This window comes from Micromonospora sp. NRRL B-16802, assembly GCF_001279555.1.
In the GTDB taxonomy this organism is placed as follows: domain Bacteria; phylum Actinomycetota; class Actinomycetes; order Mycobacteriales; family Micromonosporaceae; genus Micromonospora; species Micromonospora profundi.
Genome location: NZ_LGEB01000001.1, coordinates 466,320 through 481,496, shown reverse-complemented (window position 1 = coordinate 481,496; position 15,177 = coordinate 466,320). Strand labels below are relative to the sequence as shown.

At 71.9% G+C, this 15,177-nt stretch carries 17 protein-coding genes; 13 read left to right on the top strand and 4 right to left on the bottom strand.

Going from position 1 to position 15,177, the window contains the following annotated elements; translation table 11 throughout:
* Positions 1-26 precede the first annotated feature (26 nt).
* A complete protein-coding gene (locus ADK66_RS02295) occupies positions 27-1,190 on the bottom strand; it encodes a low temperature requirement protein A (RefSeq protein WP_053652078.1) in 1,164 nt (387 codons plus the stop codon).
* A 75-nt stretch (positions 1,191-1,265) separates the two neighbouring features.
* The gene (locus ADK66_RS02290; protein ID WP_157552139.1) at positions 1,266-2,063 is read right to left on the bottom strand and encodes an SAM-dependent methyltransferase; all 798 of its coding nucleotides are present in this window, start codon (positions 2,061-2,063) and stop codon (positions 1,266-1,268) included.
* 142 nt (positions 2,064-2,205) lie between these two features.
* On the opposite strand from ADK66_RS02290, the gene ADK66_RS02285 reads away from it, so the two are divergent.
* Positions 2,206-2,670, top strand: a complete 465-nt coding sequence (locus ADK66_RS02285; RefSeq protein WP_053652076.1) for a hypothetical protein — start codon at positions 2,206-2,208, stop codon at positions 2,668-2,670.
* Between the two features lie 18 nt (positions 2,671-2,688).
* On the opposite strand, the gene ADK66_RS02280 is transcribed toward ADK66_RS02285, so the two are convergent.
* Positions 2,689-5,088, bottom strand: a complete 2,400-nt coding sequence (locus tag ADK66_RS02280) for a glycoside hydrolase family 65 protein (protein WP_082377129.1) — start codon at positions 5,086-5,088, stop codon at positions 2,689-2,691.
* Between the two features lie 169 nt (positions 5,089-5,257).
* On the opposite strand from ADK66_RS02280, the gene ADK66_RS02275 reads away from it, so the two are divergent.
* On the top strand, positions 5,258-5,872 hold the full coding sequence (locus tag ADK66_RS02275) for a phosphatase PAP2 family protein (RefSeq protein ID WP_053652075.1): 615 nt from the start codon (positions 5,258-5,260) through the stop codon (positions 5,870-5,872).
* An 11-nt stretch (positions 5,873-5,883) separates the two neighbouring features.
* Here ADK66_RS02275 and ADK66_RS02270 read toward each other — a convergent pair whose 3' ends face one another.
* Positions 5,884-6,675 (bottom strand): A24 family peptidase, encoded by a 792-nt coding sequence (locus tag ADK66_RS02270; RefSeq protein ID WP_082377127.1) that lies wholly within the window; start codon positions 6,673-6,675, stop codon positions 5,884-5,886.
* 589 nt (positions 6,676-7,264) lie between these two features.
* Here ADK66_RS02270 and ADK66_RS02265 point away from each other — a divergent pair.
* The 11 genes from ADK66_RS02265 to ADK66_RS02215 are packed head-to-tail and all read left to right on the top strand — an operon-like array spanning position 7,265 to position 15,174.
* Entirely contained in the window at positions 7,265-7,831 is a 567-nt protein-coding gene (locus ADK66_RS02265) for a hypothetical protein (protein ID WP_053652073.1), read from the top strand.
* Positions 7,825-8,763 carry a hypothetical protein gene (locus tag ADK66_RS02260; protein ID WP_053652071.1) on the top strand — a complete coding sequence of 313 codons (939 nt, stop codon included), beginning with the start codon at positions 7,825-7,827 and terminating at the stop codon, positions 8,761-8,763. Before ADK66_RS02265 ends, ADK66_RS02260 begins: the two co-directional genes overlap by 7 nt.
* A gap of 25 nt (positions 8,764-8,788) precedes the next feature.
* A complete protein-coding gene (locus ADK66_RS02255) occupies positions 8,789-9,445 on the top strand; it encodes an SAF domain-containing protein (RefSeq protein WP_053652069.1) in 657 nt (218 codons plus the stop codon).
* A gap of 2 nt (positions 9,446-9,447) precedes the next feature.
* The gene (locus ADK66_RS02250) at positions 9,448-10,248 is read left to right on the top strand and encodes a hypothetical protein (RefSeq protein WP_053652067.1); all 801 of its coding nucleotides are present in this window, start codon (positions 9,448-9,450) and stop codon (positions 10,246-10,248) included.
* Complete coding sequence (locus ADK66_RS02245) at positions 10,238-11,770, top strand: CpaF family protein (protein WP_053652064.1); 1,533 nt, start codon at positions 10,238-10,240, stop codon at positions 11,768-11,770. The genes ADK66_RS02250 and ADK66_RS02245 overlap by 11 nt, the downstream gene beginning before the upstream one ends.
* A gap of 4 nt (positions 11,771-11,774) precedes the next feature.
* Positions 11,775-12,677, top strand: coding sequence for a type II secretion system F family protein (locus ADK66_RS02240; protein WP_053652354.1), 903 nt, complete (start codon positions 11,775-11,777; stop codon positions 12,675-12,677).
* Positions 12,678-12,717: 40 nt separating this feature from the next.
* A complete protein-coding gene (locus ADK66_RS02235; protein WP_053652062.1) occupies positions 12,718-13,593 on the top strand; it encodes a type II secretion system F family protein in 876 nt (291 codons plus the stop codon).
* Positions 13,594-13,617: 24 nt separating this feature from the next.
* Positions 13,618-13,821, top strand: coding sequence for a hypothetical protein (locus tag ADK66_RS02230; protein WP_053652060.1), 204 nt, complete (start codon positions 13,618-13,620; stop codon positions 13,819-13,821).
* 5 nt (positions 13,822-13,826) lie between these two features.
* Positions 13,827-14,270 (top strand): TadE/TadG family type IV pilus assembly protein, encoded by a 444-nt coding sequence (locus tag ADK66_RS02225; protein WP_082377126.1) that lies wholly within the window; start codon positions 13,827-13,829, stop codon positions 14,268-14,270.
* Positions 14,267-14,734, top strand: coding sequence for a TadE/TadG family type IV pilus assembly protein (locus ADK66_RS02220; protein ID WP_053652058.1), 468 nt, complete (start codon positions 14,267-14,269; stop codon positions 14,732-14,734). The genes ADK66_RS02225 and ADK66_RS02220 overlap by 4 nt, the downstream gene beginning before the upstream one ends.
* A complete protein-coding gene (locus ADK66_RS02215; RefSeq protein ID WP_053652056.1) occupies positions 14,731-15,174 on the top strand; it encodes a pilus assembly protein TadG-related protein in 444 nt (147 codons plus the stop codon). The genes ADK66_RS02220 and ADK66_RS02215 overlap by 4 nt, the downstream gene beginning before the upstream one ends.
* Positions 15,175-15,177: the final 3 nt, after the last annotated feature.

The following is a 15,177-nucleotide window of genomic DNA, read 5'->3' as shown; positions in this document are numbered from 1 at the left end:
ATCAGAGCCGATTCCCCATACCCATTTCAGTCAGGCGATTGCGTGCGGCGATAGGAGGTGATGCCGGCGCGGTCCAGCGCGGTCACCACAAGCAACACCCCGGTGGCGACCGCGCTGACCGCCAGCAGCGGAAGTCGCAGGACGACCGCCGCGCCGGCCAGCGCCAACAGGCCCACGACCCGCGGCCAGGAGAGTCGCCGGTGGATCGCCAGGGAAAACACGATCCGGCCGGCGAGAAAGAGCATCGGCCCGCCCAGGACCACCATGACGGCCCTCGTGTCGTCGACAACAGTGGGGCGGGCGATGCTCAGCTCCGCCCCGACGGCCGTGAGCACGATCCCGGCGACCATCACCAGGTGCAGGTACCCGGTGAGGACGCCGAGCCGGGACGAGGCGGCCCGCTCGATGGCGGGCGCCAACCGCAGGCCGGCGGGCGTCACGTAGAGCAGACCGATCAGCACGGCAGTGGCGAAGACAAGCAGGAAGGCGGCGGTCTCCGCGAGGTCGAGGCGGGTGCCGCCGTACGTAAGGCCGGCCACCAGGACAAGTTCACCCAGCGCGATGATCATGATCTGCTGGTACCGCTCGGCGAAGTGCTCCCCGGCGAGGTGCAACTCCTCCTGCCCGGCGCGACCCAACCAGGGGGTGGGCCAACCCATTCGCGGCCCGGTCAGGTCGATTGCGAGGGCGAGCGCCCAGAGCGGCACCCGCCACTCGGGGAGGAACGCACCGGCCAGCCACGGCACCGCGGAGACGCTGAACCAGCACAGAATCCGCAACGCCCGCGACTGCCGCGGATGGCCCCGCAGCGCGACGCCGGTGACCGCACCCCGGATGAGGTGGACGGCGACGTACGCGCCGGCGAACAGCACACCCCGGCCGTCCAGGGCCTGCGGTACCGCCACCCCCGCCAGCAGGCTGGCCAGTGTGGCGACGACCAGCACCGCCCGCACGAGGGGCGTGTCCGGGTTGTACCAGTCGGCAAACCAGGTGGTCGTGACCCAGATCCACCAGACCCCCGCCAGCAGCAGGGCGGTGCGCAGCGCGCCGGCCAGCGTGAGGTCGTGCAGCAGATGCTGGGCCAGCTGGCTGAGCGCGAGCACGAACGCCAGGTCGAAGAAGAGTTCCAGGAAGGACGCGCTGAGCGGCACGTCCCGCCCCCGCAGCAGCCGATCGGGCCTGCTCGCCATCGGCGCTCCTCCCGGGTGGCACGCACGCCCTGCGTCCGTCGTACCACCCGGGGCTCGCCGTCGACGGCGAAACGGTCAGCGGCGGATGCCGACCCCGGCGTAGCCGTGCGAGTCCACGAGATCAGGTTCGGTGTCCGGCCGCCACTGGGTGGTCTCCACCAGGCCGGGCTCCACCAGGTCGTACCCGGCGAAGAAACGCAGCGTCTCGGCGTGGGTGCGGGGCACCAGCGGGGCACTGCTGTTGCGGTATATCGCCTTGCCACGTTCGGCCAACTCGGGCGGGATGCCGTCCAACGTCAGATGCGACAGCGCCAGGTGGCTGCCGGGCACCGTGGCGTCCCGCAGCCGGGCGACGGCACCCCACGGGTCGTCGTCATCCGACACGAAGTGCAGCACCGCGAGGAGCAGCACGGCCACCGGGCGATCCAGGTCGAGCGTGCCGCGTAACGCCGGGTGGTCGAGCAGGTCCTCGGGCCGCCGCAGGTCACCCCGCACGACAGCAGTGCCGGGCACGTCGACCAGCAACTCTCGGGCGTACGCGACAGCGACCTCGTCGTAGTCGACGTACACCACCCGGGAGTCAGGTGCCACGGCCCGCACCACCTCGTGCACAGTGCCCTGGGTGGGCAGGCCGGCACCGATGTCCAGGAACTGGCGTACGCCCTGCTCGGCGGCGAAGCGGACGGCCCGGCGCAGGAAGTGCCTGTTGGTCTGGGCGGCGGCCCCGGTCTCCGGAAAGATCTCCAGGACCCGTTGGGCGGCGGCCCGGTCGACCGCGAAGTTGTGGCTGCCACCGAGGAAGTAGTCGTACATCCGGGCGACGTTCGGTTGGGCGGTGACGTCGGTGGTGTCAGGTGCCGGCTGGTCGCTCACGAGGGGTCCCTTCGACGCGGTCCGATCTCGATGTCTAACACCCGAGGCGATGACCCGCTGACCCCTCGTGTCGTTGATCCGGCTGCACCCCTGGTCAACGCCGACCACCTTGGGGGCACCGACGCACAGGGGAGGGACGCCGATGACCATTCAGCGGGAAACAGTGCGGGTCGACCACGACCTGTTCCGCGCCGTGTACGACTCGCCCGCCTCGTTGCCCGGCCGGCACCGGTGGACCACGCCGGAGTCGGACGTCCGGCGGCTGGAGAAGCTGCTCGGCATGCCGGCGCGCAGCATCGGCGCACCGCTCTGGGTCAGCGGCGACGAACCGGACTGCCCGAAGTGCGGCAGGCGGGTCACCTGGTACGACATCGTCTCGTCGGCGCTCTCCGGCCTGCACGACAAGAACATGATCGCCACCGTCATCCTCGGCGAACACAAGTACGTCAACACCGAGGTGCCCGCCGCCATCCCCGGCGTACGCTGCTCCGACTGCCACACGGCCATCGACGGTCTGCGCAGCTTCAAGTGCCACAACTGGGCGTACGCCTTCGAGGCGCTGGAGGCGGTCCGCGAGCGGATGGCCGGCGGCCTGCCGCCCGCCTGAGGGCGGGCGGCAGGGCGGTCAGGCGGCCGAGCGGCGGTCGGGGCGTCGACCCGGCGGGGAGGGTGGCTCCGGCCCGGGGTCGGGCACCGGCGGCATCGGCCGGGTGACAGGTTCCGCGCCGGTGACACGCAGGTGCTCACCGTGGTGCCACAGCTCGACGGTGGCGTCGGGCGCGGCGTCGGGCAGCTCGTAGCGGGCCTCGGCCGGCGTCAACGTGACACGTAGCCGGTGGCCGCGCCAGCGCAGGCTGAACGCCAGCCTGTCGATCCGCCGGGGCAACCGGGGGTCGAAGGAGAGCACCCCACGGTCGTCGCGCAGCCCGCCGAAGCCCTGCACCAGCGCCAGCCACGCCCCGGCCAGCGAGGCCAGGTGCAGCCCGTCGGCGGTCTTGTCGCCAAGGTCGGCAAGGTCCTGCGTGACGGACTCGGCGAACAGGTCGTACGCCAGGTCGAGGTGCCCGACCTCGGCGGCAAGCACCGCCTGCGGGGCGGCCGACAGGGACGAGTCGCGGACCGTACGGGCCTCGTAGTAGGCGAAGTTGCGGGCCTTCTCCTCGGCGGTGAACTCGCCCGGGCAGTGCTGCATGGCCAACACCAGGTCGGCCTGCTTGACCACCTGCTTGCGGTACAGCTCCAGGTAGGGGAAGTGCAGCAGCAGCGGGTAGTCGTCCTCGTCGGTGTCGGCGAAGTTCCACTCCGGCTGCCTGGTGAACCCGGCGGCCTGCTCGTGCACCCCGCGCTCACTGTCGTACGGGATGAAGAGCGCTTCGGCGGCGGCCCGCCAGCCGGCGATCTCGGCCGGGTCCACGCCGAGCCGCCCGGCGGCGTCGGAGTGCCGCTCGGCTGCGTCCGCCGCGCCCCGCAGGTTGCGCCGCGCCATCAGGTTGGTGAAGACGTTGTCGTCGCCGAGCGCGGAATACTCGTCCGGGCCGGTCACCCCGTGCAGGTGGAACTCGCCGGTCTCCGACCAGTGGCCGTAGCCGTGCCAGAGCCGGGCCGTCTCCACAAGCAACTCCAGCCCCGCCTCGGCGAGGAACCGCTGGTCGTCGGTGACCGCCACGTAGCGCAGCACCGCGTCGGCGATGTCCGCGTTGACGTGCAGCGCTGCGGTACCGGCCGGCCAGTAGCCCGAGCACTCCCGGCCGCCGATGGTCCGCCACGGGAACGTCGCACCGGCCAGCCGCAGCTCGGCCGCCCGCTCCCGGGCCTCCGGCAGGTGGCTGTGGCGCCAGGCCAGCGCCGAGCGGGCCACCGCCGGCGCCAGGTAGGTGAGCACCGGCAGCACGTACGTCTCGGTGTCCCACATGACGTGACCGTCGTAGCCGTTGCCGGTCAGGCCCTTGGCCGAGATGGTGCGGTCGCCGTCCGGGCGGCCCGCCTGGATCAGGTGGAACATGGCGAACCTGATCGCCTGCTGGAGTTCCGCGTCGCCGTCGAGCAGCACGTCGGCGACCTGCCAGGCGGCGTCCAGGCTGGCACGCTGGTCGGTGAGCAGGGCGTCGAAGCCGTCCGCCCGGGCGGCGTCCGCCTCGGCGACGACCAGGTCGGCCAACTCGTCGGCCGGCGGCCCGTCGACCGGCCCGTACTCGTACGCGGCGAACTTCGTCAGCCGCAGCCGCTCGCCCGGGTGCAGCCGGCCGGCCACTGTCAGGCGTACGCGGTCGGGGACGTCGTCGCAGGTGGTGGTCACCGTGTCCGGCGCGTCCAGCAGGTGGCTGACCGCCACGGCGACGCGCTGCTCACTGCGCCCGGTGCGGTGTACAAGCACCCCGTCGAGGCCGTTCGCGTGATGCGCCTCGGCGGTCAGCGGATCGGTGGGCACCGAGGCGGCGCGCGGGTCGTCCGAGCGTTCCGGCACCCGCTCGTTTGCCAGCAGGTCCGAGCAGACCCGCAGCTCGACGGGGGCGTCCAGTGGCTCGACCTCGTACCGGACGGCGGCGACCGGGCGGCGGGGCAGGGACACCAGCCGGGTGCTGCGGATCAGCACCCTCCGCCCGGCGGGCGAGGTCCACTCGGTCTCCCGGCGCAGCACACCGGTGCGCAGGTCGAGCACCCGCTCGTGTCGGTGCAGCGTTCCGGTGCTGATGTCCAGCGGCTCGTCGTCTACCCACAGCCGGATGAGCGCGGCGTTCGGCGCGCTGATGACTGTGTCGTTGGCCTGCGGAAACGCGTACCCCTCCTCGGGGTAGGTCTGTTCGCGCCGCTCGTGCAGGCCGTTGACGTAGCTGCCCGGCATCTCACCGGGCGCCCCCTCGTCGAGGACGCCTCGCCAGCCGACCCACCCGTTGCTCAACGCGAAGATCGACTCCGTCTCGCCGAGCCGGTCCAGATCAGCCCCGGTACGCCTGATCTGCCAGGTTTCGTCGTCCACCGTCCCAGCGGTGGGCGGCGGTTGGTCGGTGGCCGAACTGGTGTGCACGGAGCCTCCTGGGTGCCGACATCTTCTGACGAGCCAAGCAGAGACGCCTGTGCGGTTGCTGGACGAAGGTCGTGGGGTTGGCCTGACCTTCGGCTCCTGCGGTGCCCGCTGGCGCGTTCCTACGTTGTCTCCAACATGAAGGCGGTATGAACATCAGGTGAGGTGATTCATGGCCGACACCGGCAGCATTGACGTTCCGGAGATCAGCGCCGAGTGGTACCACGACGTGGTCGACGCCGCCGCCGACAGCCCGCAGGCGGTGCAGTGGTTCGTCGGGCACGCCACCGAGGGGGTGATCCTGCTGCTCGGCGCGCTGCTGCTGGCGGCCGCGCTGAGCCGCCTGGCCGGCGGCCCGCACAACCGGGCACTCGCCCTTGTCGCGCCGCTGCCGACCCTCCTGGCGTACGCGGGCAGCGAATGGCTCAAGACCGTGGTGGACGAGGACCGGCCGTGCCGGACGATCGGGCAGGCGATCATCGCGGGCGCCTGTCCGCTACCTGGTGACTGGTCGTTTCCCAGCAACCACGCCACAGTTGCGGGAGCGCTGGCGGTCACCACGCTGCTGCTCTCCCGCCGGCTCGGCCTCCTCGCACTGCCGCTGGCAGCGCTTGCCGCCTTCTCCCGCGTCTTCGTGGGTGTGCACTACCCGCACGACGTGGTAGCGGGTGTCCTGCTCGGCGCCCTGGTCGCCGCGGTGGTGACCCCGCTGCTGGCCCGCCCGGCCGCCGAGGCGCTACGCCGTCGGGCCGACCGCGCCCGCCACCCAGAACCCGCGGTCAGGTGATCGAGAGGTGGTCAGGTGACCAGCAGCAGGGCGCCCACCGTGCCGAGCAACAGGAACGGGCCGAACGGCAGGTGGGTGGACCAGCGCGCCCGCCTGGCCGCCAACAGACCAATGCTGACCAGGGCGGACAGCCCGAAGGCCAGCAGCAGCCCGAGCACCACTACAGACCAGCCGCACCAGCCCAGCAGCGCGCCCACACTGAGCGCCAGCTTGGCGTCGCCGAGCCCGAAGCCACGCCTGCCGAGCAGCAGCGTGCTGGTGGCGAAGAGCAGCGCCAGCCCCGTGCCTGCGGCGACGGCCCGCAGCCAGGGTGCCGGTTCGGCGTAGGCCAGCGCGGCAGCACCGAGCAGCAGCCAGGTGCCGGCCGCCGCCGGCAGGGTGAGCCGGTCGGGCAACCGGTGCACGGCCAGGTCGACGAGCACCGCCGGAATCGTCCACCCGAGCCACCAGGCAAGCGCCGGCAGCGCCCCGCCGGCCGGGCCGACGAGCACCAGCAGCACCACTGCGGCGAGCGCGGCCACCTCGACCGTTCCGGGCGGCGGTCCGACCCGGGCTCGACAGCGACCGCAGCGGCCGACCGGGGCGAGCGCCGGCCAGGGCCGGGTCAGTCCGATCGGTTCGCCGCAGGCGTCGCAGCCGGTCCGGCTTTCGGTGCCCGACGGTACGGCGTAGCGCAGGGCGGCCAACCGCAGCAGCGGGCTGACCGACAGGGCGGCCAGGACCGTCGAGAGCCGGCCGGCCGGGCTCCGATCGGGTTGGCAGTGGTGGCCCGGCGCGGCCGTCGCAGGGCCGGTCAGTGCCATGTCGGTCCCACCGACGGGTCGACATCCCCCGCGAAGGCGAACACGTATCGTGACTGAACGATCGCTCTGGTGTAGCGGATGGCGCGGAAAGCGACCTTGAACTTCGACCCGACGGCGGCACCGCCGGCCCTGTCGACGCCGATCACCGAGCCCGACCGACCCCCTCGCCAATCGACCCTCGACCCCGTCGGGATGCCGGGATGAGGACGCGATGTCCCACTCCCGAGCCCGACGGAGATCGTCCGGCAGCCCACTCCGACCCGGCGAGGCCCGAGCGAGGCCCAACCTCCGGCCGACCGTCGCCCGCAGCGCAGCACGGACACCCGCCACCACCACCCATCATCACGCAGCGTGTTCAGTTGAATTGCCTCTGTTGCATCAGCGGACGTCAGCTTATGCTCGCCCCTTGAGTGCGACGCAAGCCTCACTCCATCGACCGAACAACACAGGACATCGCATTTGTAAAGATCCGTAACGGTGAATGTGGAAGCGCAATGAACGGCTTCGGATGGGCTCATCCGGGCGCGCTTCCGTATGCCCTGCGGCGGTGACCCCCTCGCCGCCGGGCGATCACGAGGAGGGCTCGACGGTGCGCGGACGGCAGCTCAGAAGAGCGGCAATCTGCCTGCTAGTGACCGTCGCAGCGGTGCCGGTCGCCGCCTGCGGCAGCGAACGGGAGACCGTCGAACGGCCGACGGTGCCACGGGGCATGGACCGACAAGCGGATTCGGACGCCGATCGACTGGCTGCGGAAAAGGCTGCGCTCGACGCATATGCCGGTTATCTCGCGGCTTCACGCGCGGCGAGTGGACGCAGCGATCCGCATGCGCCGGAACTGTCCCGCTTTCTCGCTGATCCACTGCTGACCCGGGTCCAGATGTCCATTCTCCAGGCCAAGGAGCACGGCGCGATGCGTACCGGGACGTTGAAATCCGACCCGACCGTCACCTCGGTCAGCCTGGACTCGAAGCCGGCCACCGTGGAGATCCAGGACTGCCTGGACGCGACCGGCTACCGACTGGTCTACGCCAAGGACCGACGGGTGGTCCCCGGCAGCGGCGGCGGCAGGCACCTGGCCACCGCCACCGCCACCCGCTATCCGGACGGCCGATGGCTGATCAGCTCCGGCGCGGCACACCAGGACCAGCCGTGCTGACCCGGGGAGGAAAGGGCACCCCGGTCGGTCGGATGCTCGCCGGCGTCGGCATGGCTCTGCTGCTGGTGGTCGGCGCGACCCTGCCTGCCGCCGCCGCCCGCCGCGCCGACCCGGGCGTGGAGTGCCCACCCGGCCAGCCCGACTGCAACGTCTGGGACGACGAACCCGGCACCCCCGGCGGTCCCGGTGGCGGCGGAGACAACGGTGGCGGGGACTCCGGCGGAGGCGGAGGTGGTGGTGTCTGCCAGTGGGCAGGTCGGACCATCCCCTGCTACCACGAGGCGCTCGGCTGGTTCGACAACGGCAGCGGTTGCTACTACAAGCTCGCCCAGCCGCAGAACGAGGCGCCCGAAGGTCAGCAGTGGTACGTGGAGACCTGCAACGGCGGCGACCTCGGTGCCCAGAACGTGGTGCTGCGCAGCGCCCCGCCGCCCGGCTTCGGCGCACCACCCGACCCGGAGGAGCTGGCCCGGCGGGCACTCGCCTCGATCAAGCTGCTGCCCGCGCGGCTGCGGGTGGCACCCCGCAAGGACATCGGCCCCGGCCTCGTCGGCCTCCCGGTCTGGATGTGGGCCACACCGAGCGCCAGTTACTTCGGGCCGCTAGGCGCGTCCGCGTCCGACAGAGGGTTGACAGTCACCATCGAGGCGAAGGTCGACCGGATCGTCTGGGACATGGGCAACGGCGACAAGGTCACCTGCACCGGCCCCGGCACCCCGTACGACGCGAAGGGCAGGCGCGCAGGCCGGCCCTCCCCGGACTGCGGCTACCGCAACGGCTACCCGAAGGCCGGCACGTACCGGGTGGGTGCCACAACGTTCTGGACGGTGCGCTGGTGGACCGGCGGCGGCGTCGAGGGCGAGATCGCCCAGACCCGGACCAGTGGCACCGTGCCGGTCCAGATCAACGAGCTCCAGGTGGTGACCAGGTGAGAAGCGAGCGAACGGAGCATGACCGGTGAGTCTGGCGACGCGTAACGGGGCCGGGCAGGTGGACGCGCCGGTCAGCCCGCCGAAGGTGGTACGGCAGCGCCGGGTTCGCCCCGGGCTGCTCGGCCTGGCCGTACTCCTGATCGCCCTGGGTGGGCTGGGCGCCGCGTTCGCGGTCACCTCGGTCCGTGCAACGGGCAGCTATCTCGCGGTGGCACGGCCGGTGGAGGTGGGGCGGGAGATCAGCGCCGCCGACCTGATCACCGTCCAGGTCGCCGGTGGGCAGGGGCTGGACCCGGTGCCCGCCGCCCGGTTGAACGAGGTGGTCGGCAAGCGGGCCGCCGTGGCCCTGCTCCCCGGCACCCTGCTCACCCTCGGGCAGGTCACCGACGCCCCGCTGCTCGGTCCGGGTCAGCAGCAGATCGCGCTGGGCCTGAAGCCCGCGCAGGTTCCGGCGCGTGAACTGCACCCCGGCGACAAGGTCCTGCTGGTCAGCACGCCGGACGACAACGCCACCGGGGCGACCGCCACCGGCACCCGGTTCGCGGCCACCGTGATCGACATGGTCAGCCCGACGGACAACGAGAGAGTGCTGTACCTGGCGCTCCCCGTCCGGGACGTACCCGCCGTGGTGGCCCTGGCCGCCCAGGAGCGGCTCGCCGTCGTGCTTACCGAGGCGGCCTGAGGATGGCGATCATCGCGCTGGTGTCCGCGAAGGGTTCGCCCGGGGTGACCACCTCGGCGCTGGCCTGCGCGCTGGCCTGGCACCGCCGACTGGTCCTGGCCGAATGCGACCCGGCCGGCGGGTCGATCCTCGCCGGATATCTCGGTGGCCAGTTGGACGGGCCGCGCGGGATCGGCGAACTGGCAGTCGGGGAGCTGCGGGACGGCAACCTGGAGACGGCGTTCTGGTCGCAGCTTGTCGATCTGGACGCGCCACGCCGGGAACGGCTGCTGTTGCCCGGCCTTGTCGACCCGGCCCAGGCCGGCAGTGTCACACCGCTCTGGCAGCGCTTCGCGGACTACTTCACCGCATTGGACCGCGGCAACCCCGGCTACGACGTGCTCGTCGACTGCGGTCGCCTGCATGTCACCGGCCCACCGTTGCCACTGCTGCGGGCCGCCTCTGTGGTGCTGCTCGTGACCCGGGCCCACCTGCCGGACCTGTCCGGAACGCGAGCTGTGGCCACCGCCCTCGAACGGGACTTCGCCGACCACCGGGTGCCGCCGGGCACGCTACGGCTGCTGCTGGTCGGCGAAGGGCACGGACGTACCGAGATCAGCCGCGCGTTGAAACTGCCTGTCATCGCCCGACTGCCGCACGATCCGCGTACCGCGCAGGTGCTGGCCCTTGGTGGCACGGTGCGGTCCGGACGGCCGCTGCTGCGCGCGGCCGCCGGCTTGGAGGTGCCGGTCGGCGCGCTGCTGGAACGACGGCGGGCGCGACTTGCCTGGCCGGTGCAGCAGGTGGTGCCCGATGCGGTTTGAGCCGGTCTCCGCCGACCCGCGTCAGCAGCCGCCGGGTGCGACGTCCACGGCACCGCCGCTGCCCACGCCGAACGGCCGGCACCATCCACCGCTACCGACCCCGGTCCCCGCCGTCAACCCGCCACCGGAGCAACCCCGACCCCGGACGGACTTCCAGGTGGTGCGGGAGCTTCGCCGCGAACTGACCGAACGCCTCACCCTGTGGCAGCGCGGCCGGGAGTTCACAGTCGACGAGGAGGACACCGAGCGGGCGCGACTAGCCGTCGCTGTGGTCTCCGAGTACGCCGACGCGGTCCGCCGGGCCGGTACGCCGATGGCCGCAGGCGAGGAGCGCCTGCTGCTCGATCAGGTGACGGCCGAGCTGGTCGGGCTGGGTCGGCTACAGACCCTCCTTGTCGACGACACCATCGAGGAGGTACACATCCTCGGTTGCGACCAGGTGCGCATCACCAGGCACGGCGGTGGGGTGGACTGGGCCGAGCCGATCGCCGACAGCGACGCCGAACTGGTGGAGATCCTCCAGGCGGCGGCCCGGCGAGCCGGCGCGACCGAACGGTCACTGTCCACTGTGAAACCGACACTCGACCTGCAACTGCCCGACGGCAGCCGGCTGGCCGCGGTGTTCCTGGTCAGCCACCGCCCGTACGCGGTGATCCGCAAGCACAACACGCTCGACGTGAGCCTGGACGACGTGGCCGGCGCCCGGGGCGACCTGGACGAGATGATCGATCCGCTGCTGCGCGACTTCCTCCGTGCGGCGATGCGCGCCGGGCTGAACATCATGGTGGCCGGGTTGGCCGGTGCCGGAAAGACCACGATCATCCGGGCGTTGATGAACGAGATCCCGCCCGACGAGCCGTACGTGCTGCTGGAGGAGAGCCGGGAGCTGTTGCCGGCCCGACGCCGGGAGCGACACCGGGCGGTGATGAGCTTCGAAGCCCGTGAGGGGCACGGCGAGCGCGGCTTCGACGGCCGGCCGGCGGGCGAGGTGACGATCGCCGACCTGATCCCGCTGTCGCTGCGGATGGGCGTACTGCGGATCATCGTGGGCGAGGTGCGCTCCCGGGAGATCGTGCCGATGCTCCAGGCGATGACCACCAGCCGGGGTTCGATGTGCACGATCCACGCCCGTACGGCCTCCGGGGTCGGTGAGCGGATCGTCGAGCTGGCGCTGGCCCACGGCCGCGAGATGACAGTCGACCAGGCCCGGCGGATGGCCGGCAACGCCCTCGACCTGATCGTCTACGTCACCGTCGAGGACGAGACCGCGATCGGTGGACGCAAGCACCGGTTCGTCTCCCACGTGGAGGAGGTGATCGGGGCCGGTGAGGCCGGACGGATCACCACCACAACAGTGTTCGGGCCGGGCCCGGACGGCCGCGCGGTCCCCCGGCACCTGCCCGAGCGGGTCCGCGACCAGTTGCTGCGGGTGGGCTACGACGCACGGCTGCTGACCAGGTGGATCGAGGCCGGCACCGGAGCGTGGCGCCGCCCCCGACAGACCCGACTGGCACGGCGGTGACGTGATGGGAAACAGCCTGGAGTTGATCGCCGTGGTCTCCGGGGCCGCCTGTGTCGCCGGACTGCTGCTGGCCGTTGTCGCGCTTGTGGGCACCCGCCGGCCCGCCGGCCCCGGTCCCGGCGCGGGCCCCGGCCTTGGTCGATTGTGGCGCGGATCCAGCCCCAACCCCGCCGAGCAGCGCGCCCATCAGGCATTGCTGCTCGCCGCAGTGGTGGCCGGCGCGCTTGCCTTCCTGCTGACCGGGCTGCCGGTGGTGGGTCTGCTGGTGGCGGTGGCGGTACCCGGCACGCCGTGGCTGTTCGCGGTGGGCAAGGCCGAGCAACGCGCCATCGCCCGGATCGAGGCGGTCGGCGAGTGGACCCGCCGCCTCAAGGACGTCTCCGGCATCGGGCAGGGCCTCCAGCAGTCGATCATCGGCACGATCGGCAGCGTGCCACCGGGCATCGAGGACGAGGTACGGCTGCTCGCCGCCCGGTTGCAGGCCGGCTGGACGGCGCGTACCGCGTTGCTGGCCTTCGCCGACGAGATCGGCGACCCGGTCTGCGACCAGGTGGTGGCGGCCTTGATCCTGCACCTGAGCGACAGAGGTGAGCGGCTCGGTGACGTGCTCGGCTCGATCGCCGGCGCGGCTGCGGCGGAGGTCGCCACCCGCCGGGAGATCGAGGCCAAGCGCACCCAGCCCCGGTTCGCGGTCCGCTTCCTCACCGGCATGACCCTGGCGACCCTGGCGTACGGGCTGATCAACACCGAGTACATCAAGCCGTACGGCACGACGACCGGCCAGGTGGTGATGGCAGCCCTCGGCGCGGCCTTCATCGGTCTGCTGGCCTGGGTCCGTTCGATGAGCCAGCCGCAGCGCCCGGCCCGGTTCCTGCCGGCGCCGGACCCGCAGGAGGTGGTGGCGTGAACGCGAGCAGCACGGGCCCGCGCGGCGGAGGTGAGCGCCGATGATCGTCGTCAACTGGCACCTCGCCATCGCCGTGTGCGGTGGGGCCACCATCGGGTTGGGCCTGTTCCTTGTGATCCGGGAACTGGTGCCGGCGACCCCGGCGCTCGGGCCGGCGCTGCGCAGGTTGCACCAGCCGCCCAGCCTCGGCCGGGTCGCCGCTCCCACGTCCCGGCAACCGGACTGGTTGACCGGGCTGGCCCGCTGGCTGCGACCGCCGCACCGACAGCTCGCCCTGATCGGGCAGACCTCCGAGCAGTACGCGCTGTCGGTGCTGCTCTCCGCGCTGATCGGGCTGGCCACGCCGACCCTGCTCGGCGTCGCGCTGTTCGTACTCGGCATCTCGTTTCCCCTGGTCATACCGGTGCTCGGCAGCCTCGGCATGGCGCTGGTCGCCGGGCTGCTGGCGCACCGGTCGGTGCTGAGCAAAGCGGATGCCGCCCGGGACGAGTTCCGTCAGGCCGTCTGCACCTACCTGGACCTGGTGGCGTTGCAACTGTCCGCCGCGCACGGGCCTGTGCAGTCGTTGGAAAGGGCCGCCGCGGTCTGCGACGGCTGGGTCTTCGACAGACTCCAGGAGGCCCTGCGGATCGCCCAGATGCAGATGCACGCGCCCTGGGACGAACTGCGCGACCTCGCCGACAAGATCGGCATTCCGGAGCTGGGGGACGTCGGCGCCATCATGCGGTCCTCCGGCAGCGAGGGCGCGCAGGTGCACGAGACCCTGCGCAGCCGGGCCGACTCGTTGCGCGACCAGATCCGCACCGACAACCTCGCCCGCGCCGAGGGCGTGACCAGCCGACTCGACATCCCGGGCGCACTGCTCGTCTTCGTGCTGCTCGGCTTCGTCGTCTATCCGTTCCTCGCCCGAGTCTGACCACACCCCGAGAAGGAGTACGCCATGTCCCTCATCAGCTACCTGCACGTCGTGCTGACGACGCGCCTCGCCGAGGTGCGCCGCGACGGCGAGCGCGGCGACAGCCCGGTCCCGACCGCTGTGATCATCTTCGGTCTGGTCTTCGTGGCGACAATCGTCACCGGACTGGCCCTGAGCAAAGCCAACGACTGGATGACGAACATTCCGACCCACACGAACCCGAAGTAGCAAACATGCGCGGAGCCGCGTACCCGTGCTGGCGCCGGGCGGTGTCGACCGCCCGGCGTCGGCTCGTGGCCGGTGACCGGGAGCGGGGTGCCAACCCTGTGGAGTTGGCAGTGGTGATGCCGCTGATCCTGCTGCTGTTGTTCGCGTCGATCCAGGTCTCGGCCGTCTTCCTGGCCCGCTCCACGGCGTTGAACGCCGCGCAGAGCGGGGTCAACGCCGAGCGGCTGTATCAGGCGCCCGAGGGCGCCGGGGCCGCCAGCGCCACACGGTTCCTGACCGCCACCGGCGGCTGGCTGGTGGGCTGGGACAAGAACGGCCCGAGCTGCGTCACCACCGAGGTCGAGGTGACCTGCACGGTGCGCGGCCGGTCCCTGTCGGTGGTGCCCGGCGTGAACTTCGCGGTGCAGCAGACCGCCCACGGAACGGTGGAGCGGGTGACCCAGCCGTGAACCGTCCCGCCGAGCGCGGCTCGGTCTCCATCGAGGTGGCGGTGCTCGCGCCCGCGTTCATCGCGCTCATGGTGCTGGCCGGTGTGGCCGGGCGCAGCGCGGTGGCCGCCGAGGCGATCGACGCCGCCGCGCACGACGCCGCCCGCGCCGCCTCGATCTCCCGGGACGCCTCCACCGCCCGCGCCCAGGCCCGTGAGGCCGCCCGCAACCAGCTGGACTGGCGTGGTCTGGCCTGCACCAACACCCCCACGCTGACGTTCACCGGCTCGGTGCAGGGCCGGGCCACGAGCTTCGACGACGCCTTCCGCAGCCCCGTCGGGCAGGACGCCACTGTCACCATCCAGGTCGCCTGCCGGGTGTCCTTCCGGGACCTGAGGCTCGGCGCGCTGCCCGGCATGCCGACCGACAACCGCGTAGTGGCGAGCTTCACCTCACCCCTGGACCGCTACCGGAGCCGGCGATGAGCACCCCGACAGGTGTACGTCCGCTGACCGACGACCACGGCCGGGTGAGCATCTTCCTGGCTGTGGCGATGATCGGCGTACTGGCCATCATCGGCCTCTCCTTCGACGGCGCCGGGCAGCTGCGCACCCTGCATCGCGCCGACAACCTGGCCGCCGAGGCGGCACGCGCGGGCGGGCAGGCCATCGACCGGGCGACCGCGATCGAGGGCGGGCCGAAGCGGATCAACGAACCGCAGGCACGCGTCGCGGTCGCCAACTACCTCTCCGCCGCCGGCACCACCGGCCACACAGTGAGCTTCCCGCGCATCGCCGGGGAGACCGTCGTCCAGGTACGCGTCACGATCACCTACCGCCGCTCGATGCTCGGGCTGTTCGGCTTCGCCGACCGGGTCACCGTCACCGGCGAGGCCACCGCGCGGGCCATCACCGCAGGACCGTAGGAA

Coding starts and splice junctions, on each gene's coding strand:
- ADK66_RS02295 (WP_053652078.1), bottom strand. CDS start 1,190: ATGGCGAGCAGGCCCGATCGGCTGCTGCGGGGGCGGGACGTGCCGCTC.
- ADK66_RS02285 (WP_053652076.1), top strand. CDS start 2,206: ATGACCATTCAGCGGGAAACAGTGCGGGTCGACCACGACCTGTTCCGC.
- ADK66_RS02275 (WP_053652075.1), top strand. CDS start 5,258: ATGGCCGACACCGGCAGCATTGACGTTCCGGAGATCAGCGCCGAGTGG.
- ADK66_RS02270 (WP_082377127.1), bottom strand. CDS start 6,675: ATGGCACTGACCGGCCCTGCGACGGCCGCGCCGGGCCACCACTGCCAA.
- ADK66_RS02250 (WP_053652067.1), top strand. CDS start 9,448: ATGGCGATCATCGCGCTGGTGTCCGCGAAGGGTTCGCCCGGGGTGACC.
- ADK66_RS02245 (WP_053652064.1), top strand. CDS start 10,238: ATGCGGTTTGAGCCGGTCTCCGCCGACCCGCGTCAGCAGCCGCCGGGT.
- ADK66_RS02240 (WP_053652354.1), top strand. CDS start 11,775: ATGGGAAACAGCCTGGAGTTGATCGCCGTGGTCTCCGGGGCCGCCTGT.
- ADK66_RS02235 (WP_053652062.1), top strand. CDS start 12,718: ATGATCGTCGTCAACTGGCACCTCGCCATCGCCGTGTGCGGTGGGGCC.
- ADK66_RS02230 (WP_053652060.1), top strand. CDS start 13,618: ATGTCCCTCATCAGCTACCTGCACGTCGTGCTGACGACGCGCCTCGCC.
- ADK66_RS02225 (WP_082377126.1), top strand. CDS start 13,827: ATGCGCGGAGCCGCGTACCCGTGCTGGCGCCGGGCGGTGTCGACCGCC.
- ADK66_RS02215 (WP_053652056.1), top strand. CDS start 14,731: ATGAGCACCCCGACAGGTGTACGTCCGCTGACCGACGACCACGGCCGG.